The organism is Streptomyces pseudovenezuelae, from assembly GCF_001513955.1.
GTDB classification, from domain to species: domain Bacteria; phylum Actinomycetota; class Actinomycetes; order Streptomycetales; family Streptomycetaceae; genus Streptomyces; species Streptomyces pseudovenezuelae.
Map to the genome: position 1 here is coordinate 597,557 of NZ_KQ948149.1, position 22,195 is coordinate 619,751.

Annotated in this window: 21 protein-coding genes; 6 read left to right on the plus strand and 15 right to left on the minus strand. The window is 71.9% G+C overall.

The annotated features are described in order from the left end of the window. Position 1: 1 nt before the first annotated feature. Together AQI94_RS26920 and AQI94_RS26925 are read right to left on the minus strand one after the other, a co-directional pair. Complete coding sequence (locus AQI94_RS26920; RefSeq protein ID WP_031040054.1) at positions 2 to 2,302, minus strand: hypothetical protein; 2,301 nt, start codon at positions 2,300 to 2,302, stop codon at positions 2 to 4. Between the two features lie 103 nt (positions 2,303 to 2,405). Further along, positions 2,406 to 3,614: a pyridoxal phosphate-dependent aminotransferase gene (locus AQI94_RS26925; protein ID WP_031040059.1), complete on the minus strand. Its 1,209-nt coding sequence runs from the start codon at positions 3,612 to 3,614 to the stop codon at positions 2,406 to 2,408. Positions 3,615 to 3,701: 87 nt separating this feature from the next. Between AQI94_RS26925 and AQI94_RS26930 the strand changes: the two genes are divergently transcribed. Next, positions 3,702 to 4,328, plus strand: coding sequence for a winged helix-turn-helix transcriptional regulator (locus tag AQI94_RS26930; protein ID WP_031040064.1), 627 nt, complete (start codon positions 3,702 to 3,704; stop codon positions 4,326 to 4,328). Between the two features lie 47 nt (positions 4,329 to 4,375). Here the strand turns inward: AQI94_RS26930 and AQI94_RS26935 are convergent, their stop codons facing one another. Genes AQI94_RS26935 through AQI94_RS26945 form a run of 3 tightly spaced genes read right to left on the minus strand, consistent with a single transcriptional unit; the run spans position 4,376 to position 7,986 of the window. Further along, entirely contained in the window at positions 4,376 to 5,188 is an 813-nt protein-coding gene (locus tag AQI94_RS26935) for a hypothetical protein (RefSeq protein WP_031040067.1), read from the minus strand. Further along, a complete protein-coding gene (locus tag AQI94_RS26940) occupies positions 5,188 to 6,453 on the minus strand; it encodes a VWA domain-containing protein (protein ID WP_031040070.1) in 1,266 nt (421 codons plus the stop codon). The genes AQI94_RS26935 and AQI94_RS26940 overlap by 1 nt, the downstream gene beginning before the upstream one ends. Positions 6,454 to 6,498: 45 nt before the next feature. Then, entirely contained in the window at positions 6,499 to 7,986 is a 1,488-nt protein-coding gene (locus tag AQI94_RS26945) for an IucA/IucC family protein (RefSeq protein ID WP_031040073.1), read from the minus strand. A 92-nt stretch (positions 7,987 to 8,078) separates the two neighbouring features. On the opposite strand from AQI94_RS26945, the gene AQI94_RS26950 reads away from it, so the two are divergent. After that, a complete protein-coding gene (locus AQI94_RS26950; RefSeq protein WP_402600579.1) occupies positions 8,079 to 9,578 on the plus strand; it encodes an IucA/IucC family protein in 1,500 nt (499 codons plus the stop codon). Here the strand turns inward: AQI94_RS26950 and AQI94_RS26955 are convergent. The 7 genes from AQI94_RS26955 to AQI94_RS26985 form a co-directional block, all read right to left on the minus strand. Further along, positions 9,556 to 10,143 carry a DUF5994 family protein gene (locus tag AQI94_RS26955; RefSeq protein WP_051831958.1) on the minus strand — a complete coding sequence of 196 codons (588 nt, stop codon included), beginning with the start codon at positions 10,141 to 10,143 and terminating at the stop codon, positions 9,556 to 9,558. The genes AQI94_RS26950 and AQI94_RS26955 overlap by 23 nt on opposite strands. A gap of 301 nt (positions 10,144 to 10,444) precedes the next feature. Further along, on the minus strand, positions 10,445 to 10,996 hold the full coding sequence (locus AQI94_RS26960) for a DUF5994 family protein (RefSeq protein WP_078902648.1): 552 nt from the start codon (positions 10,994 to 10,996) through the stop codon (positions 10,445 to 10,447). A 156-nt stretch (positions 10,997 to 11,152) separates the two neighbouring features. After that, positions 11,153 to 11,332: a hypothetical protein gene (locus AQI94_RS26965; RefSeq protein WP_031040084.1), complete on the minus strand. Its 180-nt coding sequence runs from the start codon at positions 11,330 to 11,332 to the stop codon at positions 11,153 to 11,155. A gap of 48 nt (positions 11,333 to 11,380) precedes the next feature. Further along, the gene (locus AQI94_RS26970; RefSeq protein WP_031040087.1) at positions 11,381 to 12,163 is read right to left on the minus strand and encodes a GAF and ANTAR domain-containing protein; all 783 of its coding nucleotides are present in this window, start codon (positions 12,161 to 12,163) and stop codon (positions 11,381 to 11,383) included. Continuing rightward, a complete protein-coding gene (locus AQI94_RS26975) occupies positions 12,160 to 12,906 on the minus strand; it encodes a GAF and ANTAR domain-containing protein (RefSeq protein ID WP_031040089.1) in 747 nt (248 codons plus the stop codon). The genes AQI94_RS26970 and AQI94_RS26975 overlap by 4 nt, the downstream gene beginning before the upstream one ends. Positions 12,907 to 12,976: 70 nt before the next feature. Continuing rightward, complete coding sequence (locus AQI94_RS26980; protein ID WP_031040091.1) at positions 12,977 to 13,345, minus strand: STAS domain-containing protein; 369 nt, start codon at positions 13,343 to 13,345, stop codon at positions 12,977 to 12,979. 711 nt (positions 13,346 to 14,056) lie between these two features. Next, on the minus strand, positions 14,057 to 15,235 hold the full coding sequence (locus tag AQI94_RS26985) for a N(5)-(carboxyethyl)ornithine synthase (RefSeq protein ID WP_031040094.1): 1,179 nt from the start codon (positions 15,233 to 15,235) through the stop codon (positions 14,057 to 14,059). A 348-nt stretch (positions 15,236 to 15,583) separates the two neighbouring features. Between AQI94_RS26985 and AQI94_RS26990 the strand changes: the two genes are divergently transcribed. Together AQI94_RS26990 and AQI94_RS26995 are read left to right on the plus strand one after the other, a co-directional pair. Next, positions 15,584 to 16,489: a HipA family kinase gene (locus tag AQI94_RS26990; protein ID WP_031040096.1), complete on the plus strand. Its 906-nt coding sequence runs from the start codon at positions 15,584 to 15,586 to the stop codon at positions 16,487 to 16,489. Next, positions 16,486 to 16,773 carry a SelT/SelW/SelH family protein gene (locus AQI94_RS26995; RefSeq protein WP_031040099.1) on the plus strand — a complete coding sequence of 96 codons (288 nt, stop codon included), beginning with the start codon at positions 16,486 to 16,488 and terminating at the stop codon, positions 16,771 to 16,773. Before AQI94_RS26990 ends, AQI94_RS26995 begins: the two co-directional genes overlap by 4 nt. A gap of 12 nt (positions 16,774 to 16,785) precedes the next feature. On the opposite strand, the gene aceB is transcribed toward AQI94_RS26995, so the two are convergent. Continuing rightward, complete coding sequence (gene aceB / locus AQI94_RS27000; RefSeq protein ID WP_031040102.1) at positions 16,786 to 18,420, minus strand: malate synthase A; 1,635 nt, start codon at positions 18,418 to 18,420, stop codon at positions 16,786 to 16,788. A 184-nt stretch (positions 18,421 to 18,604) separates the two neighbouring features. Further along, positions 18,605 to 19,204: a nucleotidyltransferase family protein gene (locus tag AQI94_RS27005; RefSeq protein WP_031040104.1), complete on the minus strand. Its 600-nt coding sequence runs from the start codon at positions 19,202 to 19,204 to the stop codon at positions 18,605 to 18,607. Positions 19,205 to 19,407: 203 nt separating this feature from the next. Here AQI94_RS27005 and AQI94_RS27010 point away from each other — a divergent pair, with 203 nt between their 5' ends. Continuing rightward, positions 19,408 to 19,692, plus strand: a complete 285-nt coding sequence (locus tag AQI94_RS27010) for a DUF5955 family protein (RefSeq protein WP_031040107.1) — start codon at positions 19,408 to 19,410, stop codon at positions 19,690 to 19,692. A gap of 61 nt (positions 19,693 to 19,753) precedes the next feature. On the opposite strand, the gene AQI94_RS27015 is transcribed toward AQI94_RS27010, so the two are convergent. Further along, entirely contained in the window at positions 19,754 to 20,548 is a 795-nt protein-coding gene (locus tag AQI94_RS27015; protein WP_031040111.1) for an IclR family transcriptional regulator, read from the minus strand. A gap of 263 nt (positions 20,549 to 20,811) precedes the next feature. Between AQI94_RS27015 and allB the strand changes: the two genes are divergently transcribed. Further along, the gene (gene allB, locus AQI94_RS27020; protein WP_031040115.1) at positions 20,812 to 22,152 is read left to right on the plus strand and encodes an allantoinase AllB; all 1,341 of its coding nucleotides are present in this window, start codon (positions 20,812 to 20,814) and stop codon (positions 22,150 to 22,152) included. Positions 22,153 to 22,195 lie beyond the last annotated feature (43 nt).

Sequence of the window (22,195 nt, forward strand, 5' to 3'; positions counted from 1 at the left end):
CCTACTTGCCGGAGCCGGCGACGGGCGCGGTCGCGCCGGACTGCTGCGGGACCTGCTGGTTCGCGGTCGCGCCCGCGCCGATCGCCTGGTTGCCGATGATGCTCATGCCGCCCTGCTGGATGAGTCCCTGGTTGAGGATGGTCTGCTGCTGGGCGCGGAAGTCGGCGATGTCGTAGCCGCGGGTGTCGAGGAAGGTGCGGATCGCGGCGAGGGTGTGGCGCTCCACCAGGGCCGTGATCCGCGCGGCGTCCACGACCTGGAAGTAGTTCTGGTAGTTCGGGCTCACCGCCAGCTCCCGGACGCTGAGCCGGGCCCCGAAGTCGTACACCGGGTCCTGCTGCAGTGCTCTGAGCTCGTCCACCATCCGTCTGCGGTGCCGTTCCTCGAAGCGGGCCTGACGCAGCGCCCGGAACGGGGCGGCGAAGAAGGCCCCGCCGGTGCCGGGGACGGCCTCCAGCAGCAGCCCCCGCCGCGCCTCGGGGGACAGGGGGCCGTCCAGCCGGTCCACGACGTGGAAGGCGGCTCTCACCGGGCCGAGCACATGGTTGCTGCAGTGCAGATGGAGCGTTTTGCCCTCGGTGGAGAAGTGCAGGAACACGGCCGGCACCACGTCGCCGCCCCACAGCGGCACATGGATCGCCAGGCAGTGCCGTACCGCACCGGTGGGACGCTCGATGATCCGCTCGACCTGGTCGGCCGACAGCCGGGACACCGGGGCGAGGCTGGTGGCCTTGACGAACCGCTCGTCGTCGCCGACGGCCGTACCGCTCGCGAAGACCCGGTCCGTGACGACGAGGGACCCGGGGGCCGCCTCGCCGTCCCTCGCCGCGTCGGTCACGTCCGGGACGGCCGTGGCCCGCAGCCGCGCGCGTACGTGGTCGACGAGTTCGGTGACGGTGAAGGGCTCCGGCCCGGCGGGACGCGCGCCCGTCCCCGCATGGTCGTCGGCGGGCAGCAGCGGCACGGCGATCGACCACTGCGAGGCGGCCGAGGCATAACCGAGGAAGGGCGTGTAGCCGCTGTACACCGTGACGTTCCCGTCCTGCGCCTCCCGGATGGCCGCCAGCCGCGCGGCCATCCACTTGCGCGGCGGCACGGTCGGGCGCGGCTGACGGGCGAACGCCTCACGGGTCATGGTCGTGCGCAGCAGCCGGTCGACGGCGAGCTCATGGCGTACGACCGTCAGGTACGCGAGCGCCATCGCCGCGACGGACAACAGCGCGGCCGGCACCCCGGCCAGGTAGGAGCCCAGCAGCCAGCTCACGAACGCGGGGGCGGGCAGGGCCGAGAGGGCGATCCCGAAGGAGAACGCGAAGAGCACCGCGACGCCCGCCGCGACCGCCGTGCCCACCAGCTCTCTGCCCCCGGGCTGGTGCCGGCCGCGGGTGGCCAGGCTGGGCCGCCCGCCCGCCTGCCGGGTGATCGACAGGAACAGCGAGACGAACAGCAGCCACAGCGGCGCGAACACGGCCACGAGGGCGAACGCCGCCGTCAGCCGCTGGTCCCGGCCGTGCCGCATCTCGCGTGCCGTCAGACAGTGCCGTACGACCGTCACCAGGTCGACGTCGGGCGAGGCCGCCACCGCGCCGGCCTCGTCGGCCAGGACGTCCTCCACCACGCGGTCGGCGAATCCCTCGTCCACGTAGGCCGCGGCGCACAGATAGCGGGTGACGTCACCCGGCGCGCTCCCGACCGGCATGTGGACCGGCGCGGTCGTCATGGCGAGCCCTCCCTCTCTCCAGCGACGCGGCGGCGCCGTCACGGCGCCCTTGACTGTTCTCGGCGGACCGACGGTCAGGAGCGCGAGCAGGGTGCCGGCCGCGAGGCCGAAGAGGAGCGCGCCGCGCAGCAGTTCCTTCACCAGGATGTCGGTCGGTGGCAGCGGCACGTCGTCGGCGAACACCTCGTGCAGGCCCCACCAGGCGAGGTTGGCCAGCGCCGCGGCCAGCACCCCGGCGACCAGGCAGCGCAGCGGGCCCGACGCCCCGCGGGCCCACATCCGCCGGGCGAGGAACACGAGCGCCCCGAGCAGGACCAGGACGGCGAGATCGTTGGCGACCAGCGAGGACGTGCCGCCGTAGCGATCGGCGGACACCTCCCAGCTGGGCAGGAACGCGGCCTCCACGAGCCAGCGCAGGATCTTGTTGTCGGACAGCTCTATGTAGAACTTCTCGGTGTAGTAGTCCGAGAGCGGTCGCTGAACCCACGGGCTGCCCGCGAGGACCACGAGCAGGGTGAGCAGCGCGAGACGGCCGCGTAAGGCAGAGGGCGTGCCGGAAGCACGCCTGCGAGACAGCAACATCTGGGGTTCCCCCATCCCCCGATCCCCCCGGCCCCCGGGATCAGTGGCCGCACTCTATGGCATCCCCGCTCTCACCGACCGTGAATCCCATACACACCACCAGCTACTGCCGGTACCCGCTCAGGAACCGCCCGATCCGACCGATGGCCGCCTCCAGGTCCAGGGCGTGAGGCAGCGTCAGGATGCGGAAGTGGTCCGGGGCCGGCCAGTTGAAGCCGGTGCCCTGGACGACCTGGATCTTCTCCCGCAGCAGCAGGTCCAGGACGAACCTCTCGTCGTCGTGGATCCGGTGGACCTTGGGGTCGAGTCGCGGGAACGCGTACAGCGAGCCCTTCGGCTTCACGCACGACACGCCGGGGATCTCGTTGAGCTTCTCCCAGGCCATGGTGCGCTGTTCGTAGAGCCGGCCGCCGGGCGCGGTCAGCTCGTGGATGGACTGGCGGCCGCCGAGCGCGGCCTGGATGGCGTACTGCGCCGGCGCGTTGGCGCACAGCCGCATGGAGGCCAGCATGGTCAGGCCCTCCACATAGTTTTTGGCGTGCTGCTTCGGACCGGTGATCACCAGCCAGCCCGAGCGGAAGCCCGCCACCCGGTACGTCTTCGACAGGCCGCAGAACGTCAGGACGACCAGATCGGGGGCGAGGGCGGCGACCGAGTGGTGCACGGCGTCGTCGTACAGGATCTGGTCGTAGATCTCGTCGGCGAAGACCATCAGGCCGTGCCGGCGGGCGAGGTCGAGGATGCCCTCGATGATCTCCTTCGGGTAGACCGCGCCGGTGGGGTTGTTCGGGTTGATGATGACGACGGCCTTGGTGCGGTCGGTGATCTTCGAGGCCATGTCGTCCAGGTCCGGGTACCAGTCGGCCTGTTCGTCGCAGAGGTAGTGGACCGCCTTGCCGCCGGCGAGCGTGGTGACCGCCGTCCAGAGGGGGAAGTCGGGGGCGGGGATGAGGATTTCGTCGCCGTCCTCGACCAGCGCCTGTACGGCCATGGAGATCAGTTCGGAGATGCCGTTGCCGAGGAAGACGTCGTCGACGCCGACCTCCAGGCCCAGGGTCTGGTAGCGCCCCGCCACGGCCCGGCGGGCGGAGAGGACACCGCGCGAGTCGGTGTAGCCGTGCGCCTGCGGGAGCATCCGGATCATGTCCTGGAGGATCTCCTCCGGCGCCTCGAAGCCGAACAGCGCGGGGTTGCCGGTGTTGAGGCGCAGCACGCTGTGGCCCGCCGCCTCCAGTGCGTCGGCGTGCTCGATCACCGGGCCCCGGATCTCGTAACAGACCTCGCTGAGCTTGCTCGACTGCCGGAACTCCATGCGCTGCTGCCTCTCCGGTTTCTGGTGTTGCTTGGTTTTACCAAGTGGGAGCTTGGAAAGTCCAACAACTTGTCTAGACTGCGTCGCATGTCACCACGCCGAAGCTACGACCAGTACTGTTCCGCGGCCCGCGCGCTCGACGCCGTGGGCGACCGCTGGACCCTGCTGATCGTCCGGGAACTGCTGTCAGGGCCGCGCCGCTACACGGACCTGCACGCCGACCTGCCCGGCGTGAGCACGGACGTACTCGCCTCCCGGCTGAAGGACATGGAGCGCGACGGCCTGACCACACGGCGCCGGCTGCCGCCGCCCGGCGCGGCCTACGTCTACGAACTCACCCCGCGCGGAAGCGAGTTGCTGCCCGTGCTCCAGGCCCTCGGTGCCTGGGGCGGGCCCGACCTCGGTGACCGCCGGCCCACCGACGCCGTACGCGCGCACTGGTTCGCGCTGCCCCTGCTGCGCTCGCTGGAGGGCGAAGGGCTCGTCGAAGTGCGGTTGGAGGAGGGGGACTTCCATCTGTACGTCGGCGCGCAGGACGGTCCCGCGTACGGCCACGGGCCGGCCCCGCGCGAGCCCGACGCCCGGCTGGTCCTGGACGCGCGGACCTGCGAGGCCCTCAGCCGGGGGGAGTTGGACCTGCCGGCCGCGGTCCGCGGCGGTCGGGTCGAGGTGACCGGGGACGGCACGATCGCCAAGCAGTTGCGCGCGGGGTGAACGAAGAAGGCCCGCCGGAGCGGGCCTTCTCGACGAACGACGAACCGTCAGGCTCCCGGCGGCACCCGGGAGGGCCGCCCCGCGCCACGGGTCAGCGCGTACCCGCCGACCCCGGCCAGGGCCGCGAGCACACCGCCGATCGCGGTCCACACCCACCGGTCGGACCACCAGCCGGAGGACCAGCCGTCCTCGGGTTCGATGGCCGACAGGACGGCCGGGGAATCCTCGGAACCGTCGCTCTCCGCCTGGGACTTCACCGCGATGCCCGGCACCAGCGGCTCGGCCAGTGAGCCGTCCACCGCGGCCGAACCGCCGATGTCCTTGGAGTCGACCCGGACCTCGGTGCCGACCGGGAGACCCAGGTCGGCGGTGGTGAGACCGACGGCCGTCAGCCGCACGTAGTACGTGCCCGGCAGCGGGTCGTCGGCCCAGGTCTCCGACCAGGCGCGGACCGTGCGCAGGGTGCAGGCCAGCTCCACCGAGGGGGCGTCGGCGGCGGCGGTGCGGGTCTGGGCGCCGTACTGGCAGGCCTGGCGGCGGCGCAGTCCGTCGTACACGTCGACCTGCCAGCTCTGCGCGGCGTGCGTCTCGGGCAGCTTCACCGTCGCCTTCACGGTGGGGCGCTGTCCGGCGTCCGCGGGGAACGACCAGTACAGGTAGTCGCCCGTGGAGCCGCTCGCCGTGGCCGTCTGCCCCTGCTCGACCTCGGTCGCCGTACGGAAGGAGGTGCCCGCCTGGGTGGGCGCGTCACCGTCCGCCGAGGCCGAATCCGTCGGCGTCGGGGAGGAGTCGGCCGCGGCCGGTGCGACGGCCAGCCCGAGCATCAGCAGGGAAACACTCAGCGCGCGTGTGATCCGCATCAGTTGGTCCTCCAGACCGCGACCCGCCAGCGTGACAGCCAGCCCCACAGCAGACCGGCGACGAAGCCGGCGAGGATCAGCACGCCGAGCAGCCACCAGCCGCGCCCGAGGCCGAAGGAGGCCACGTCGCTCGCCGGGGACGGACCGTCCACGACGTCGACGGTCAGTTCGAGAGGCAGACCCGGGGTGGTCTTCACCCCGGAGGCGGCCGAGAAGGAGTTGGTGATCTGGAGGCAGACGGTCTCGGCGGGGGCGTCCTCGTCGTCGCTGTCGGCCTTCGGGTACCTGAGCCCCGTGGAGATCACATCGGTACGGCCGTTGCCCGCACCCTCCCCGCGCACGATCTCCCGGCCGTGCGCGGTCACCGCCCGCAGCAGCACCCCGTACGACGGATTCACGGCCCGGTCCGCGCCCACGCTCACCGAGGCCCGCAGCTCCTGGCCCGGGTCGACGTCCACCCGGTACCAGCGCTGCTGGGTGAACTCCTCGCGGTCGGTGTACAGCCCGGACTTCAGCGTGGGTGCCGCGGCACAGGTGGAGGCGCCCTCGGTGGCCACCGGCGTCACCACCGGGTCGGCCGCGCGGTCCACCAACTGGTTCACCTTGTCGGTGAGTTCGTCGGCGTGCTCGACGGAGGTGTAGGTACCGCCGGTCGCCTCCGCGATGCAGCTCAGCTGCTGCCGCATCTTGGTGTTGGGGACCAGGCCGAGGGTGTCGATGGTCAGCCCGATGCCCTTGGCGGCGATCTCGCGGGCCACCTCGCACGGGTCGAGCGGGGCGCAGGTGTCCTCGCCGTCGCTGATCAGCACGATCCGCTTGGAGGAGGCGCTGTCGGTGAAGTCGCCGGCCGACTTCAGCAGGGCCGGTCCGATCGGCGTCCAGCCGGTGGGCGAGAGGGTCGCCACCTGCGTCTTGGCCTCGGTGCGGTCCAGGGTGCTGACCGGGTAGAGCTGCGCGGTGTCCTTGCAGCCTGTCTTCTGGTTGTCGCCCGGGTAGTTGGCCCCGAGGGTCCGGATACCGAGCTGGACCTCCTCGGGCGTCGCGTCCAGCACCTCGTTGAAGGCCCGCTTCGCCGCCGCCATCCGGGTGCCGCCGTCGATGTCCGCCGTCCGCATCGAGCCGCTCACGTCGAGGACGAGATCGACCTGGGGCGCGGTGCCGCCGGTGGGTTCACCGGCTGCCGCCGCGACCGGGAAGGCGATCCCGGCCGTCAGGGCGGCGAGCAGGGCGCACACTCCTGCCGCCAGCCGTTTTCTTGTGATCATCGCCGGATCCTATTGATCAGGTGCGCCGGGCTCCAAAACGGCCGCTCACAGCAGGGGGTTGGGCAGCGCGGTCCACTGGTCGCCCGGTGTCCCCGGCGAGAGCCGCATCAGCGTCAATGCCTTGGCGGGCAGCGGCTGTTCGAGCAGCGCGGCCAGATCGGGGGTGCGCGGCAGCTCCCGTACGGCCGTCTCCAGAGCCCCTCGCAACGCGGCCGCCGAACCCGCCGTACCCGCGAGGGCCCCGGCCACCAGGGAGCCGAACAGCTTGCGCCGCAGGGTCGTCACGTCGTCCGTGACGACCCGCCCGGACAGGGCCGGGACCGGGATGCCGTGCCGCGCGAGCCTCGCCGGGCTGACCCGGATGTCGGCGAGATCCCGGTAGACCAGCCGGAGCGGCGCGCCCGACTCGGACAGGACCACCAGGAGGTTCTGGCCGTGGGCCTCCAGGGCGACGCCGAGCTCCAGGAGCCGCAGCCCGGCCGTGAGAGCCAGCCGGGCGAACTCCGCCAGCCACGCCGGGGATTCGGGCAGTTCCGTGGTGGCGAGGGCCGCGACGGGCAGCACCCGGTCGCCGTACACCTGAGGGGACTCGCGCAACACGGCCGCCAGATCGGGGGAGCCGGCCGTCACCGCCCCCAGCGTGCGCGTGAAGTGCAGGAGCCCATGCATCCGTGCGGTCAATGTCTCCGCGAACTGCGAGAGGGCCGCCGACATGCCGATCGAGTAGACGGAGATGTCCCGCACCGAGGACGTCAGCCGTGCGCTGAGCGCGGTCTTCACATGCGGTCCGCCGCCGGTCAGGGCCAGGGTGCGCAGGGACATCAACGGGTGTGCCGCGACACCCTCTGTGACGCGCCGCTTCAGCACATGCTCCGCCTGCCACGGATGCACGGGCAGCAACAGACGGTCCCCGTCCCGCATCTCCGCCGGCCACGCGCCCGTCAGCAGGCACTCACCGGCCGGCACGGGCACCAGCCCCAACCGGACCAGCGGCCGGTGCTCGGGCCCGTAGGCCAGCTGCTCGGCCACCGAGAAACCGGGCCGGGAACGGCAGTTGGGGTGGTACGGATGCCCGTCGACGATCCGCTGCTCCCACTCCCAGTCGCGCGCCGGCCACTGCGTCGAGCGGGGCGGCTGTCCAGCCCTCGACAGCGCCAACGATGCCACGCTGTCGGCGAGTTCGGCGGCGAACTCCACCCCGTGCGGTACACCGAGGCCGGTCGTCAGGCGCGCCGGGTCGTCGTACGCCGTCCCGTCGAGCCGTACGGCCGTGACCCGGGCGGCGGTGGCGAACGGATCCAGGTGCGGGCCGTGCAGCCGGCGCCCGTCCGCGAGGCGCAGGGTCAGCCCCTCCCGGCCGGCCCGTCGCGAAGTGATCCAGGGCAGCGGCTCGTGCGTGAGCCCCCGCCACAGCCGGGACAGTACGGCCGCACGGGCGCCGGGCAGCTCGGCCGCGTACCGCGCCACGAGGTCGGGGCGCAGCACGGCCAGCTCTTCGGCGAACCGGGCCTCGGCGGCGGGGGGACGGTGCACGGGCGGACTCCTCGGGTACGACTGGTGTCACGGCGGGGCGGTGACGGCAGACATACTGATCGTCATCGCCCCAGATGAACCGTAGAGAACGAGTGAACCGCGTGGATCTCCTGCCCCCGCCGGCCGGCACCGCCGTCGCACACCGCGCCGACGCGTACGCGGCGGCGCCCCTGCTGAACTGCCTGCTGCGCGAGGTCGCCGTGCCGCTCCCGGACCCCGGTGAGCGCCCGGTGTACCGGCTGCCCGGCGGGCGGCTGCTCAGGGTGCGGGGCACTCGGCGGCCCGCCGAGCCCGAGGTGCGCACGGCGGCCGGCTGGCGGCGGGTGGGGCACAGCGAACTCGTGAAGCTCGTCGCCGAGGAGCTGACCCGGCACACCGGGGTGTCCAACCACGAGCTGCCCGCCGAGATGACCGACAGCCGGGACGCGGTGGCCGCCCTGCTCACGGCCCGGGACCGGGCGACGGCCCCCGGCGACCCGTACCGGCGCTCCGAGCAGTGCCTCGTCACCGGCCACCCCCACCACCCCGCTCCCAAGGCCCGCGGCGGCGGCCCCGTCGCCGCCTGGCTGCCGTACGCCCCCGAGGCCCATGCCCGGTTCCCGCTCGTGCTGCTCGGGGTGCGCGAGGACGCCGTCGTCGAGGAGGGCGACACCTCGGCCCTCGACACACTCGGCGAGGCCCCGCCCGGCTACCGGCTGCTGCCCGCCCATCCCTGGCAGCTGGACCTGGTGAACTGCGCGGCGGCCTTCGAGGACGGCCGCCTGGTCCGGCTCGGCACGACCGCCTTCGAGACCTGGCCGACGGCCGCGATCCGCACGGTGTACGCCCCCTCCCGGGACCTGTTCCTCAAGTTCAGCCTCGACGTCCGCATCACCAACGACATCCGGCGGCTCTGGCGTCACGACCTGCTCAAACTCCGCCGTACGGATGAAGCCGTCGCGAACGCCTTCGCCGCGAGCCCCGGTTCGGCGGCCTGGCTCAGCGACCGCGGCTACCGCACCGCCGACTTCGCCTTCGAGGAACTCGCCGTGCTGGTCCGTGACGGCCTGCGCGACCATGTGCTGCCCGGGGCGACCCCGCTGCTCGCCGCGGCCCTCGTGGAGGGCTTCGAGGGCAGCCCGCTCGATGGCACCGGGGACCCGGCGGCCTGGTGGGAGGCGTATCTGCGCGCGGTCGTCCCGCCCGTCCTCACGGCCTTCGCCGACCACGGCGTCGTCCTTGAGGCACACCTGCAGAACACCCTGGTCGCCGTGGACGCCGACGGCATGCCCGTGCAGGCGCTGTTCCGGGACGCCGAGGGCGTGAAGCTGCTGCCGGACGTCCCACGCGCGGCCGGGTGGGAGCGGCTGGTGTACTGCCTGGTCGTGAACCACCTGTGCGAGGTCGCCGCCGCCCTCGCCGAACGCCGGCCCGGCCTCGATCCCTGGCCGGCCGTCCGCCGCGAGCTGTCCCGCCACGACCTGCCCGAGGCCGCCGCCCTGCTCACCGCGCCCACCCTGCCCGGCAAGACGAACCTGCTGCTGCGCTGGACAGGCGCGGACGGCGCGGACGCCCGGTATCTGCCGTTGCTCAACCCCCTGGCCGGCCCGTGACCTGAAGCCGGACCGGGTGATCGGCCCGGCCGGGTGAACCGGGCCGGTGCGGGACGGTCGCGGGCACCGCGGTGGCGGCGAGGTCGTGCCGGGTGTCCGGGGTGGCGTCGTGCCCGGTGACCGCGGCGATGAGCGCGCTCGCGGTCAGGGGCGGGCCGTCGTGGTCGGACGCGGCGGCCATCAGCCGGGCCGCCGACTCGGCTCCGGTTTCGGGCGGGATGACCAGCAGATCCCAGCGGCCGGTGCCGTAGGAGAGCAGGAGCAGTGCGTGCGGGTCGATCTCCGGGGTGAACCAGCCGGCCTTGACGACGTGGCCGTGCACGGGAACCTTGCGCGGGATGACGGGCCAGTGCTCGGGGTTGACGGCGATGCGCGTGATGCGGCCCCACAGGGAGTCCAACGCGTCGGTCAAGGCGGGCAGTTCGCGCAGCAGATCCCGGGAACGGGGCCACCAGGCGCCGTCCAGGAGCCCGCGGGAGGCGCCGTCCGTCTTCAGGGTGAGACGCGCCGCCGGGGCTGCTACGGGCTCGGGGTGCGGCAGGGTGGGGGTCAAGATCGCCGACATGACGCGGACCCGTCTCGGGCCGCCACTGCGGCGGCCCGGGTTTCATCTCTCACCGAGAACGACCCGGCGAGGAAGCCGGTGTGCGAAGTGCCCTCGGTGCTGTCGACACTACTCCGCACACGGCCGCGGCGCGGGGGTCGCGGCCGCTCGGATGGGCAGCAGCCCCCGGGTGATCTCCCGGTACCGCCTCAGCGCGTGCCCGAGTTCCGCGGACGGTGCGTCGGGCTTTTCGCCCTGCCGGCCGGCGCGAAGGAGGAACCGTCGTTCCGCGAGGGCGTTCACGAGCCGGGCGGTGGCTTCGTCACAGCTCGTAGGGAACGGTGCCGGCGCCGCGGAACCCGGTGTCGGCGTCGTAGGACCTGACGGGGGCGTCTTGGGCTCCGCCGGAGGCGTCGATCTGTTCCGCGGTCATGAGAGCGGTCGCGGTCGACACCGGGGACGTGCTCGCGCTCGCGGCGGCCATCAGCCGGGCGGCCGAGGGGGCGGTGGTCTCCGGGGGGACCACCAGGAGGTCCCAGCGGCCCGACGTTCCGGACAGCAGCAGGATCTTGTGCGGATCCAGCTCCGAGGTGAACCAACCGACCTTCACCACATGGCCGTTGACGAAGATCCGGTGCGGGATGACCGGCCAGTAGCGGGGGTTGACGGCGATACGGGTGATCCGTCCCCACAACGGGTCCAGTACGTCGGCCAGTCCGGGGAGCTCCTGGCTCAGGTCACGGGAGCGAGGCCACCAGGCGCCGTCCAGCTCTACCTGTCCGGGGGAGAGGGCTACGGGTTTGAGGGCGAGGCGTGCGGTCGAGGCCCTGAAGGGCACCGCGCGCGGGGAGGGATGGTGGGTGATCGCGGACATCGTGCGAACCCGTCTCCGAACCGCTGCGCATGAACAGTTGTCCGGTGCCGTCGCTCACCAGGAACGGCACCGGTATCGAGGCCGGTGCGCGAAGTGCTCCCGATGAGGTCACGCTACTCCCCGAAGAGGCGGAACGTACGGCTCCGGGAGATCCCCTCAGGTCCGACGGCCGTCCTGCCCCGTGGAGCGACTGCTCTCCAGCCAGGACCGCGCCGGTTCGGCGGCGCTGGTGATGTCCACGGTGAGCTGGAGGCGGGTCCCTCCCTCGACCTCGGGGGAGGCGGCGCCGATACGCACGTCGGCCTGTCCGTGCGGGGGAGTTCCGGTGGGCTGCATGGCGACCTCGTCCTGCGTGACGTCGCCTTCCCCGAGACGGGACGCCGGTCAGCCGAGGCGGTCGTCGCGTGAATCCGGTGGTGCCGGTGCCGGTGCCGGTGCCGGGATGGCCGTGCTGTCGAAGCCGCCGGAGATGATCTGTTCCGCCAGCTCGGACAGGCGAAGGTGACGGGCGCGGGCGTACGAGCGGAACGCCTCGAAGGCGTCGTCGACGGAGGTGTTCCAGCGCTCCGCCAGCACCCCCTTGACCTGCTCGATCAGGATCCGGCTGGTCAGCGCGCTCTCCAGCTGGCTGTTCTCGAGATGCGACCGTTCCAGGGTGCGCTGCTGGAGGATCGCGATGGTGGCCACGTCGGCGAGGGCCTGGGCGAGCGCGATGTCGTCGTCGCCGAGGCGGTGCGCGGTGGTCTGGAAGAGGTTGAGCGCGCCCACGACCCGGCGGCGCAGGCGCAGCGGTATGGCGTGTGTGCTCACATATCCCGTCTCCCGGGCTCGTGCCGCGAAGCGCGACCAGCCCATGGCCGGCTCCGGGCGCGGCAGGTCGATGTCGGTGCGGGCGGTGCCGGTGCGGTAGCACTCCACGCACGGGCCCTGGTCGTGCTGGAGGGCGAAGAGCTCCAGCAGCCGGGTGCGTTCGTCGGAGGCGGCGATGACCTGCAGCTCGCCGTGTGCGTCGGCGAGCAGGATCCCGGCCGCCGACACGTCGAGCAGTTCGACGCACCGCGCCGACAGCCGCTGGAGCAGGTCGATGACGTCGAAGTCCTCGACGAGGGAGTCCGCCACCTCGACGAAGATCTCGGCCAGACGTCGTTCGCGGGTCATGCCGATCATCCCTTTCCACCGTCGGGCGAATGCGGCCCGCTTCCGTCGTCGAATGCGTCGCTGAAGCGGAGCCTGCGGGCGACCACGTCCTCCGCCACCTCCCCGAGGGAACGCGCGCTGCCCCAGGCGTGGGCCCGCAGACGCAGCAGGGCCTCCTCCATGGCCACGCCCAACTGCACGCTGACCATCCCGGTGGCCTGGTGCACGACCGCCCGGCGCAGTCCCGACGGCTGCCGCACCCCCGGATCGAAGCCCTGCACGCCCTCGACCTCACCGCGAGGTTCCCCGCTCAGGAAGGTGCTGGTCAGCACGGCCGACAGGGCGACGGCGTCCGCGTACTGCTGCCGGCTCAGGTGCCGGTCCCCGCCGCACAGCACGGTCAGCACCCCGATGCGGATGGCGCCGATGCCCAGCGGGAAGCAGCACACCCCGTGCACGCCCAGCTCGCGCGCGGCCGGCAGCAGCGCGGGCCACCGCGCGGGGCGCACCCGGTCCAGGTCCGGCTCCACGACGGGTGAACCGGTACGGACGGCATCGGGTCCGGGCCCCTCGCCGAGCGTGAACTGGAGCTCCTCGAACCGCCCGCTCAGTCCGGGATGGGACCACAGGGGCTCGGCCGACCGCTCGGGGCCGACCAGCAGCGACAGCGTGACACCCGCGGCGCCCAGCGCCCGCGTGCACGCCCGGGCCGGGGCGCGGAGTTCGCCCAGCCGTAGCGACCGCAGGACCTCGGCCATGCCGTCGCTGATCACCGTCCCGCGTTCCGCGCCTGCTGCGGCCGTGGCACTCGGGTGTGGGGCGCCGCCCGGCCCGCGCCGTGCATTACGTGGCCCGGTGTGCCGTCGCGCGGACCGCGGGTATGTCCTGCCACGCGTCCTGGGCAGTGGCGTACCGCGGGAAACGCTCAAGCAGACCGGCGGCTCGGAACACGAGACCTGTGCCTGGCCGGTGGTGCACGACCCGCACCCATCCGAGCCGCTCATGACAGTCCTTCCACATCGCGCACAGCGGGGCCAGGACGCAGCCGTCCATGAATGTGACATCGCGCAGATCGACGATGACGAACAGCCGCCCGCTGCCGTGCCGGGCGTCTTCCAGGTCGCGTGTGAAGGCCGACACGGTCGTCAGATCCAACTCGCCGCCCGCCGTGACCAAACGCAATTCGTCGAACAGGTCGGGATGCGGGCCCATGCGCCCCATCTCCTCCGTCGGTGAAGTGGCTTTCGCCTTGCGCAGAGCCTCAGTTGCGCGGAACGGAACTACACGGAGAGGGCCGGGGACCCGGGCGGCCGTACGGCGAGCCTATCGTCGTGGGGTGATCGGACCCGCCTCTTCTCCCAGATTGCGTGAGGTGGTCGAAATTGTCGTCGCCGGTCGGTTCCTGACGAGATGGAGGGCGAAGGGGGCAGGACCTTGAGCCGCTGTTCCACCGGCCGGGTGGCGGAATGTGAACCCCCCGATCACTGAGGTATGCCAGTGCCAGGACCGGCACCGTCGGGTCGGCCCGGGAAAAGCGGCCGGGCGAGGCGGGAGGCGCTGGTCACGCGGGCGGCTCCGCACCTGTCAGGGAGCGGGAGGAGGCACAGCGCCGACTGTACGGACCGTCACAGCGCCGACCAGGACCCCAGCGACAGCACAGCCCGCAGTCCGGAACCCCGGCCGCGGCACCGCACAGGACAGGCCGGGTTCTCGCGTGTCCCGCACCCGACCGGCCTGCACGCGAACACGGGCTGCCGGACCGGCCGTTCAAGCGCCCTCGCCCAGCCACTTTTCGGCGGACACCGCGACATCGGGGCGCGCTACGGCGGCCGTCACACCGTGACGGCCCCGACGCCCTCTCTTTCCTGAGGCGGGCCCGGGCAGAGGGGAGGCAGCGACCACCGCGCCGCCACCGCCGAGCCACTAGGCCCGCGACGCCGCCCCGGCCTCCTCGCGGGCGTGCGGGTACTCCGCGGAGCGGTGCTGGAAGGCGAGCACCTTGGGGTTCTGGACGACACCGCGCCGGATCTCGATGGCGTGCCGGATCGTGTCGTCGGCGTCCCAGCCCTCGGGGCCCCGGAGCACGACGTCCAGATACGGCAGCAGGGCCTCGCTGTTCTCCCAGGTCGCGGAGTTCCACAGGTAGGAGGGGCTGTGGTCCACCCCGTAGTACCTGACGTGGTCGCCGACGGTGAACATCGGGTCGGCGAAGGTGGTGGGCCGGGCCCAGTCGAAGCCCATGCCCTCGTCGCAGGAGACGTCGATGACCAGGGTGCCGGGGGCCAGTTTGGGCAGGTCCTCGTCGATCAGGAACATCAGCGGCGCGTCGGTGTCCTGGAGCACGCAGTTGACGATGATGTCGTGCCCGGCGAGGAAATCGGCCAGCGGCACCGGGCCGTCCTCGGTCAGGGCGACACTGCGACGCGGGTCGCGGGTGTCGTCGGCTTCGTCGTGGTCGAAGTGGACGATCCGCGCGGAGTGGATCGGGGAGCTGACGGCCGTGACGCCACGCGCGGTGAGCACGTCGACGTCGTGCACGCCCAGGGCGCTGAGCGCGGTCACCGCGCCGCGGGCGGTCGCGCCGAAGCCGATCACGACGGCGCGCTGCCGCCGCCCGTAGTCGCCGGTCACACCGGTCAGCTGCATGGCGTGCAGGACCGAGGAGTACCCGGCCAGCTCGTTGTTCTTGTGGAAGACGTGCAGGTTGAAGGCGCCGCCGCGGGTCCAGTGGTTCATCGCTTCGAAGGCGATCAGGGTGAGCCGCCGGTCGATGGCGGTCTGGGTGAGTCGCTCGTCCTGGACACAGTGCGGCCAGCCCCACAGGACCTGCCCCTCCCGCAGCTCCGCCAGGTCTTCGTGGAGCGGCTTGGCCAGCAGGATCACATCGCACTCGGCGATGAGTTCCGCGCGAGTACGAAAACCCGCGACAAGCGGGGCGAGCAGGCTGTCGGGCACGCCGAAATGCTCTCCGTAGTTTTCCTGGAGGTAGATGCGCCTGCGGAGACCGGAATCGACACGGTCGAAATGAGCGGGGTGAACGGGCAGACGATGCTCGTTTTCCTTGCGGGTCTGCGACATGATTCCGAGCTTGAGCTGCTGCAAAATTCCCCTTTGATTGCTTCCTGTCTAGCACACCGGGGCGGTCCGGCAACCGGTCGTGGCGGGCTGAGCCGGGGGACGCGCGGGAGGGAGCCGGGCAAGGCGCACTGCGTCCTCGGTGCTTCGGAAGGCCGGATGGCAGGCTCGGGCCGCCGCCGATCACCCGGTTACTATGGTCACTTCGTCCCGGGAGCCCGGGAGCCCGGGAGCCCAGGAGCCGCGGCGATGCGGCTGTCGACGGAGAAAGTCCCCGGAATTCTCCCCGGAGCCGACGGCGGACGATTCCCGCTTCCCGAATCCTCCGGAGCCGGCCGTGGATCACAGGACTGAAGGATGGGTGACCTGAGGGAAATGCTGAGAGAGGTCACCGCCACCCGCTACGTGGAACCCCTGCGCTCCGGTGGCTCCGTCCCCGCAGTGGTCGAGGCCGACGACCTCGGCACCTACGTCGTGAAGTTCACCGGCTCCGCCCAGGGCCGCAAGGCGCTGGTCGCCGAGGTGATCGTCGGTGAGCTGGCGCGGGCGCTGGGACTGCGCTTCCCCGAGCTGGTCCTCGTGCACTTCGACCCCGCGATCGCCGACAGCGAGCCGCACCAGGAGGTCCGGGACCTCCACGCGGCGAGCGCCGGAGTGAACCTCGGCATGGACCACCTGCCGGGTGCGCGCGACTTCACCCCCGAGATCGCCAGGACCTTCCCCGTGGACCCGCTGGAGGCCGGCCGCATCGTCTGGCTCGACGCGCTCACCGTCAACGTCGACCGCACGGTCCACAGCTCGAACCTGATGGTCTGGCCGACCCTCGGCATCGCGCCCCCGCGGCTGTGGCTGATCGACCACGGCGCCGCCCTCGTCTTCCACCACCGCTGGGAGGGCACGGACCCCTCGAAGTCCTACGACTTCCGCCACCACGCCCTCGGCCACTACGGCCCGGACGTCCGCGCCGCCGACGCGGAACTGGCGCCCAGGGTCACCCTCGACCTCCTGCGCGAGGTCACCTCGGCCGTCCCCGACGCCTGGCTCACCGACTTCGCGACGCCTGCCGAGGCCCGCGAGGCCTATGTGACCTACCTCCACGCGCGCGTGCGGGCCTCCGCCGCGTGGCTGCCCACCGACTTCCCCTCCCGGGACGAACTCGCCGCCGAGGAGGCCCTCCGCGCGGCGCGCACACAGGAAGGCCGGCCCCAGTGGCTGAAGCGGGTCCCCGACCTGCACGGCAAACCGGCCGCGGAACAGGATTGGTCGGTGCACCTCGGATGACGGACATCCCCACACCCGCCCGGCGGGTCGAGATCGAGTACTGCACTCAGTGCCGCTGGCTGCCGCGCGCGGCCTGGCTGGCGCAGGAGCTGCTCACGACCTTCGAGTCGGAACTCTCCGAGCTCGCCCTGAAGCCCGGCACGGGCGGCGTCTTCGTCGTCCGCGTCGACGGCGAGATCGTCTGGGACCGGCGGGAGCAGGGCTTCCCCGAGCCGACGGCGGTGAAGCAGGCCGTACGCGACCGAGTGGCCCCGGGGAAGTCCCTGGGCCACTCGGACAGGTGAGCCTGCGGAAGATCAGCCGCGCAGCTGCTCGTACGCCGGGAGGGTCAGGAAGTCCGCGTAGTCGTCGTCGAGGGAGACCTGGAGCAGCAGATCGTGGGCCTGCTGCCAGTGTCCGGCCGCGAAGGCCTCCTCGCCGATCTCCCGGCGGATGTTCGCGAGCTCCTCGGCGGCGACCTCGCGGGCCAGCTCCGGGGTGGCCTTCACGGTCTGTCCGGCGTGCTCGAACTCGACGCCCGCGTTGATCCACTGCCAGATCTGCGAGCGGGAGATCTCGGCGGTGGCCGCGTCTTCCATGAGGTTGAAGATGGCCACCGCGCCGAGTCCGCGCAGCCAGGCCTCGATGTAACGGATGCCGACCTGCACGGCGTTGACCAGGCCGTCGTACGTCGGCCTGGCCTTCAGCGAGTCGATCGCGATCAGGTCGGCCGCCTCGACGTGCACGTCCTCGCGCAGCCGGTCCTTCTGGTTCGGCCGGTCGCCGAGGACCTTGTCGAAGGACTCCATGGCGATCGGGACCAGGTCGGGGTGGGCGACCCAGGAGCCGTCGAAGCCGTCGCCGGCCTCGCGGTCCTTGTCGGCGCGGACCTTCTCGAAGGCCACCTTGTTGACCTCGGCGTCCCGGCGCGACGGGATGAACGCCGCCATGCCGCCGATCGCGTGCGCCCCGCGCTTGTGGCAGGTGCGGACGAGGAGTTCGGTGTACGCGCGCATGAACGGAGCCGTCATCGTGACCGCGTTGCGGTCCGGCAGGACGAACTTGGCGCCGCCGTCACGGAAGTTCTTGACGATGGAGAACAGGTAGTCCCAGCGGCCCGCGTTCAACCCGGAGGCGTGGTCGCGGAGTTCGTAGAGGATCTCCTCCATCTCGTACGCCGCCGTGATCGTCTCGATCAGCACGGTGGCCCGGACGGTGCCCTGCGGGATGCCGCAGTACTCCTGAGCGAAGACGAACACGTCGTTCCACAGCCGCGCCTCAAGGTGCGACTCGGTCTTCGGGAGGTAGAAGTACGGCCCCTTGCCGAGGTCGAGCAGCCGCTGGGCGTTGTGGAAGAAGTACAGGCCGAAGTCGACGAGCGCGCCCGGGACCTGGGCACCGTCCGCGTCGACCAGGTGCCGCTCGTTCAGGTGCCAGCCGCGCGGGCGCATGACGACGGTGGCGAGCTCCTCGTCGGCCTTGAGGGCGTACGACTTGCCGGACCTCTCGTCCGTGAAGTCGATGTTCCGGGTGTACGCGTCCGCGAGGTTTACCTGCCCCAGGACGACGTTCTCCCACGTCGGCGCCGAGGCGTCCTCGAAGTCCGCGAGCCACACCTTCGCCCCGGAGTTCAGGGCGTTGATCGTCATCTTGCGGTCGGTGGGACCGGTGATCTCGACCCGGCGGTCGTCCAGGGCCGCGGGGGAGGGGGCCACCTTCCAGGAGTCGTCCGCGCGGATCGCGGCGGTCTCCGGGAGGAAGTCGAGCGTGGAGGTGCGGGCGATCTCGGCGCGGCGCTCGGCGCGGCGGGCGAGGAGCTCGTCACGCCGGGGCGTGAACCGGCGGTGCAGCTCGGCCACGAAGGCGAGGGCCGCCTCGGTGAGGACCTCCTCCTGCCGCGGCAGGGGCTCGGCGTCGACGATGGCCAGCGGGGACGGCGCTGGTGCGGACATGAGCGGTCACTTCCTTCAGCGGTGGCACCGGGTGCCAGTCGAACCGGGTACGCGAGCGGCGCCCCTCGCAGAGGCAGGGCGCTTCTGAGCAGTGGATACTAGTTTCCTCATCGTGGAAGTTCAATGGTTTGTTGATGTCGAGATTCTCCGAGTCGAGCAAGAGTGGCTCTGCGTGCCACCCCGTTCACTCAAGGTGGGTCAGATCGGCGGGCGTGTCGATGTCGTACGGCTCGGCCACGTCCCCGCACTCGACGAGCGTGATCGAGCCGTGGTGCTCCTTCAGATAGGCGCGTGCCCCCCGGTCACCGGTCGCAGTCGCCGCGATCTCGCTCCAGTGCGCGGCGCCGAGCAGGACGGGGTGACCCCGCACGCCGTCATAGGCCGCCGAGACGAGCGAGGTCTCGTCCTCGTAGGCGGCGAGCACCCGGCGCACGGCCGCCGCCCCGATGCCGGGCTGGTCGACGAGCGAGACCAGCGCGGCCCGCGCGTCCGTTCCCGCGAGCGAGTCGAGCCCGGCCCGCAGCGACGACCCCATGCCGCCGGCCCACTCCGGGTTCTCCACGAGCACACAGCCACCGAGCTCGGCCCGCTCCCGTACGACCGCCGCGGACGCCCCCAGGACCACGTGCACACGGGTGCAGCCGGCTGCCCGCAGAACGCCGACCCCGTGTTCGACCAGCGGGCGGCCCCGGTGCGCGAGCAGCGCCTTGGGCCGCCCGCCGAGCCGTCGGCCGCCGCCCGCGGCCAGAAGCAGTCCGGCCACCTGCCGTTCGTTCTCCGTCATGCGTCCTGCATACCTGACGCGCCGGTGTGCGCCGGGTTTCCACGGGCTGAATTTCGGTCCGTACGGTGGCGCCTGGCGCCCTGCGTGGCGTTTACTGACCCGCGTCCCTCGGGGCTGACCGACACCGAAGGGCCTTCACGACGCTGGGGCGCACGAAGGTGTGCGGGGGGAGAGCTGTGTTGCGGAGCGTGGGGCAGAGGCCAGTGACCGGCAGCGACAACGATCCGAGAGTGGCGGAACTGCGGACCGCGGTGTCCCGGCTCCGCCGCCAGCTCGCCGCGCACCCGGCCGAGTTCCCCGACCGGGGCATCGCCGAGGACGAACTGGCCGCGCTGGCCGCCATGACGATCGACGGCGCGCCCGAAGTCCCGCGCCTGCGGCGGTCGTTGCTCCTGATCGCCGGGGCGATCGGGTCGGTGAGCGCGCTGTCACGAGGGCTGACGGCGGTGCGTGACGCGGTGGAGCTGTTCGGGGAGCCGCGCCGCTAGGCCGGGTCCGGCCGCGCACGGCCGGTCCGCGCCCGCTCCGGGGGGTGGGCGAACGAGTCGGTCAGGCCGGGTTCTGGCTGGCCAGTGCCTCCGACAGTTCCCCGGCCACCTGCTGCAGCACCGGCACGATCTTCTCGGTGGCCGCCTCGGTGACCCGTCCGGCCGGGCCGGAGATCGAAATGGCGGCGGCGGTGGGGGAGTTGGGCACCGACACCGCGAGGCAGCGGACGCCGATCTCCTGTTCGTTGTCGTCGACCGCGTAGCCCTTGCCGCGCACGTCCGCCAGGGCCGCGAGGAAGCCGTCCGGCGTGGTGATCGTCTTCTCCGTCGCGGCCGGCATGCCGGTCCGGGCGAGCAGGGCGCGCACCTCGTCGTCGGGGGTGTGGGCGAGCAGGGCCTTGCCGACACCCGTGGAGTGCGGCAGGACCCGCCGGCCGACCTCGGTGAACATCCGCATCGAGTGCTTGGAGGGCACCTGGGCGACGTAGACGATCTCGTCCCCGTCGAGCAGGGCCATGTTGGCCGTCTCGCCGGTCTCCTCGACCAGGCGGGCGAGGTACGGGCGGGCCCAGGTGCCGAGCAGCCGGGAGGCCGACTCGCCGAGGCGGATCAGGCGCGGGCCGAGGGCGTAGCGCCGGTTGGGCTGCTGGCGGACGTATCCGCAGGTCACCAGTGTCCGCATCAGGCGGTGAATGGTCGGCAGGGGCAGCCCGCTGGTCGCGGACAGCTCGCTCAGTCCGACTTCCCCGCCCGCGTCCGCCATCCGCTCCAGCAGATCGAAGGCGCGCTCAAGGGACTGGACCCCGCCACCGGCGGACTTGGCGGAGTCGGTGGTGCTGGCGCTGGACGTCGGCACGGCGCGTTCCTTTCGGGGCTGCCTGTCGGGTCTGGGCAGGAGGGCAGAAGCCTACCCGGCAGTCGGTTGACTCCCCGCTGGTGCATAGCTACGTTCTGCTTTATGGAATCCTAATTCCACTTTGTGGAAACGTCCAGAGTGTCGACGTGGGGCGCACCCTGGAGAAGTGTGCCCTTGACGGCGCTCGACCGGGAGTGAAGACTCCTTCAACAGAAAGTTGAATTCCGTTACGCGGAAGTTAACGGCGGCAGAGAGGGGTCCGGGTGTCCGACGCTGAACTGGTGCTGCGCTCGACGCGCGTCATCACGCCCGAGGGGACGCGGCCCGCGTCCGTCGCGGTCGCCGACGGAAAGATCGCGGCCGTACTGCCGTACGACGCGGACGTACCGTCGGGCGTCCGCCTGGAGGATCTCGGGGACGACGTCCTGCTGCCCGGTCTGGTCGACACCCATGTGCACGTCAACGACCCGGGCCGCACCGAGTGGGAGGGCTTCTGGACCGCCACGCGCGCGGCGGCGGCCGGCGGCATCACCACCCTCGTCGACATGCCGCTCAACTCCCTCCCGCCCACGACGACGGTCGACCACCTGCGCACGAAGCAGGAGGTCGCCGCCGACAAGGCCCACATCGACGTCGGCTTCTGGGGCGGCGCCCTGCCCGACAACGTCAAGGACCTGCGTCCGCTGCACGAGTCGGGTGTCTTCGGCTTCAAGGCGTTCCTGTCGCCGTCCGGGGTGGACGAGTTCCCGCATCTCGACCAGGACGGCCTCGCCCGGTCCCTGGCCGAGATCGCCTCCTTCGACGGGCTGCTGATCGTGCACGCCGAGGACCCGCACCACCTGGAGGCCGCCCCGCAGCAGCCCGGCCCCCGGTACGCCGACTTCCTGGCGTCCCGTCCGCGCGACGCCGAGGACACCGCGATCGCCCAACTCATCGCCCAGGCGAAGCGGTTGAACGCGCGCGTGCACGTCCTGCACCTGTCGTCGAGCGACGCGCTCCCGCTGATCGCCCGGGCGAAGGCGGACGGTGTCCGCGTCACCGTGGAGACCTGCCCGCACTACCTCACCCTCACCGCCGAGGAAGTCCCGGACGGCGCCAGCGAGTTCAAGTGCTGCCCGCCCATCCGGGAGTCCGCCAACCAGGACCTGCTGTGGCAGGCGCTGGCCGACGGCACCGTCGACTGCGTGGTCACCGACCACTCCCCGTCCACGGCCGACCTTAAGACGGACGACTTCGCCACGGCCTGGGGCGGCATCTCGGGTCTCCAGCTGAGCCTGGCGGCGGTCTGGACCGAGGCCCGCAGACGCGGTCACTCGCTGGAGGACGTGGTCCGCTGGATGTCCGCGCGCACGGCCGAGTTGGTGGGCCTGGACGCGCGCAAGGGCGCCATCGAGGCCGGCCGCGACGCCGACTTCGCGGTCCTCGCGCCCGACGAGACCTTCACCGTGGACCCCGCGGCCCTCCAGCACCGCAACCGTGTGACGGCCTACGCGGGCAAGACCCTGTACGGGGTGGTGAAGTCGACCTGGCTGCGCGGCGAACGCATCGTGGCGGACGGCGAGTTCACCGCTCCGAAGGGCCGACTGCTCACCCGTACGCCCTGATCCGCCATCCACCCGCACCGGCAACTCCAGAAAGGCCCATGTA

What these genes read in the sequence shown, in the direction of transcription:
- AQI94_RS26920 (WP_031040054.1), bottom strand. Translation starts at nt 2,302, where the DNA reads ATGTTGCTGTCTCGCAGGCGTGCTTCCGGCACGCCCTCTGCCTTACGC.
- AQI94_RS26925 (WP_031040059.1), bottom strand. Translation starts at nt 3,614, where the DNA reads ATGGAGTTCCGGCAGTCGAGCAAGCTCAGCGAGGTCTGTTACGAGATC.
- AQI94_RS26930 (WP_031040064.1), top strand. Translation starts at nt 3,702, where the DNA reads ATGTCACCACGCCGAAGCTACGACCAGTACTGTTCCGCGGCCCGCGCG.
- AQI94_RS26935 (WP_031040067.1), bottom strand. Translation starts at nt 5,188, where the DNA reads ATGCGGATCACACGCGCGCTGAGTGTTTCCCTGCTGATGCTCGGGCTG.
- AQI94_RS26940 (WP_031040070.1), bottom strand. Translation starts at nt 6,453, where the DNA reads ATGATCACAAGAAAACGGCTGGCGGCAGGAGTGTGCGCCCTGCTCGCC.
- AQI94_RS26955 (WP_051831958.1), bottom strand. Translation starts at nt 10,143, where the DNA reads ATGTCGGCGATCTTGACCCCCACCCTGCCGCACCCCGAGCCCGTAGCA.
- AQI94_RS26960 (WP_078902648.1), bottom strand. Translation starts at nt 10,996, where the DNA reads ATGTCCGCGATCACCCACCATCCCTCCCCGCGCGCGGTGCCCTTCAGG.
- AQI94_RS26965 (WP_031040084.1), bottom strand. Translation starts at nt 11,332, where the DNA reads ATGCAGCCCACCGGAACTCCCCCGCACGGACAGGCCGACGTGCGTATC.
- AQI94_RS26970 (WP_031040087.1), bottom strand. Translation starts at nt 12,163, where the DNA reads ATGATCGGCATGACCCGCGAACGACGTCTGGCCGAGATCTTCGTCGAG.
- AQI94_RS26980 (WP_031040091.1), bottom strand. Translation starts at nt 13,345, where the DNA reads ATGGGCCCGCATCCCGACCTGTTCGACGAATTGCGTTTGGTCACGGCG.
- AQI94_RS26990 (WP_031040096.1), top strand. Translation starts at nt 15,584, where the DNA reads ATGCTGAGAGAGGTCACCGCCACCCGCTACGTGGAACCCCTGCGCTCC.
- AQI94_RS26995 (WP_031040099.1), top strand. Translation starts at nt 16,486, where the DNA reads ATGACGGACATCCCCACACCCGCCCGGCGGGTCGAGATCGAGTACTGC.
- aceB (WP_031040102.1), bottom strand. Translation starts at nt 18,420, where the DNA reads ATGTCCGCACCAGCGCCGTCCCCGCTGGCCATCGTCGACGCCGAGCCC.
- AQI94_RS27005 (WP_031040104.1), bottom strand. Translation starts at nt 19,204, where the DNA reads ATGACGGAGAACGAACGGCAGGTGGCCGGACTGCTTCTGGCCGCGGGC.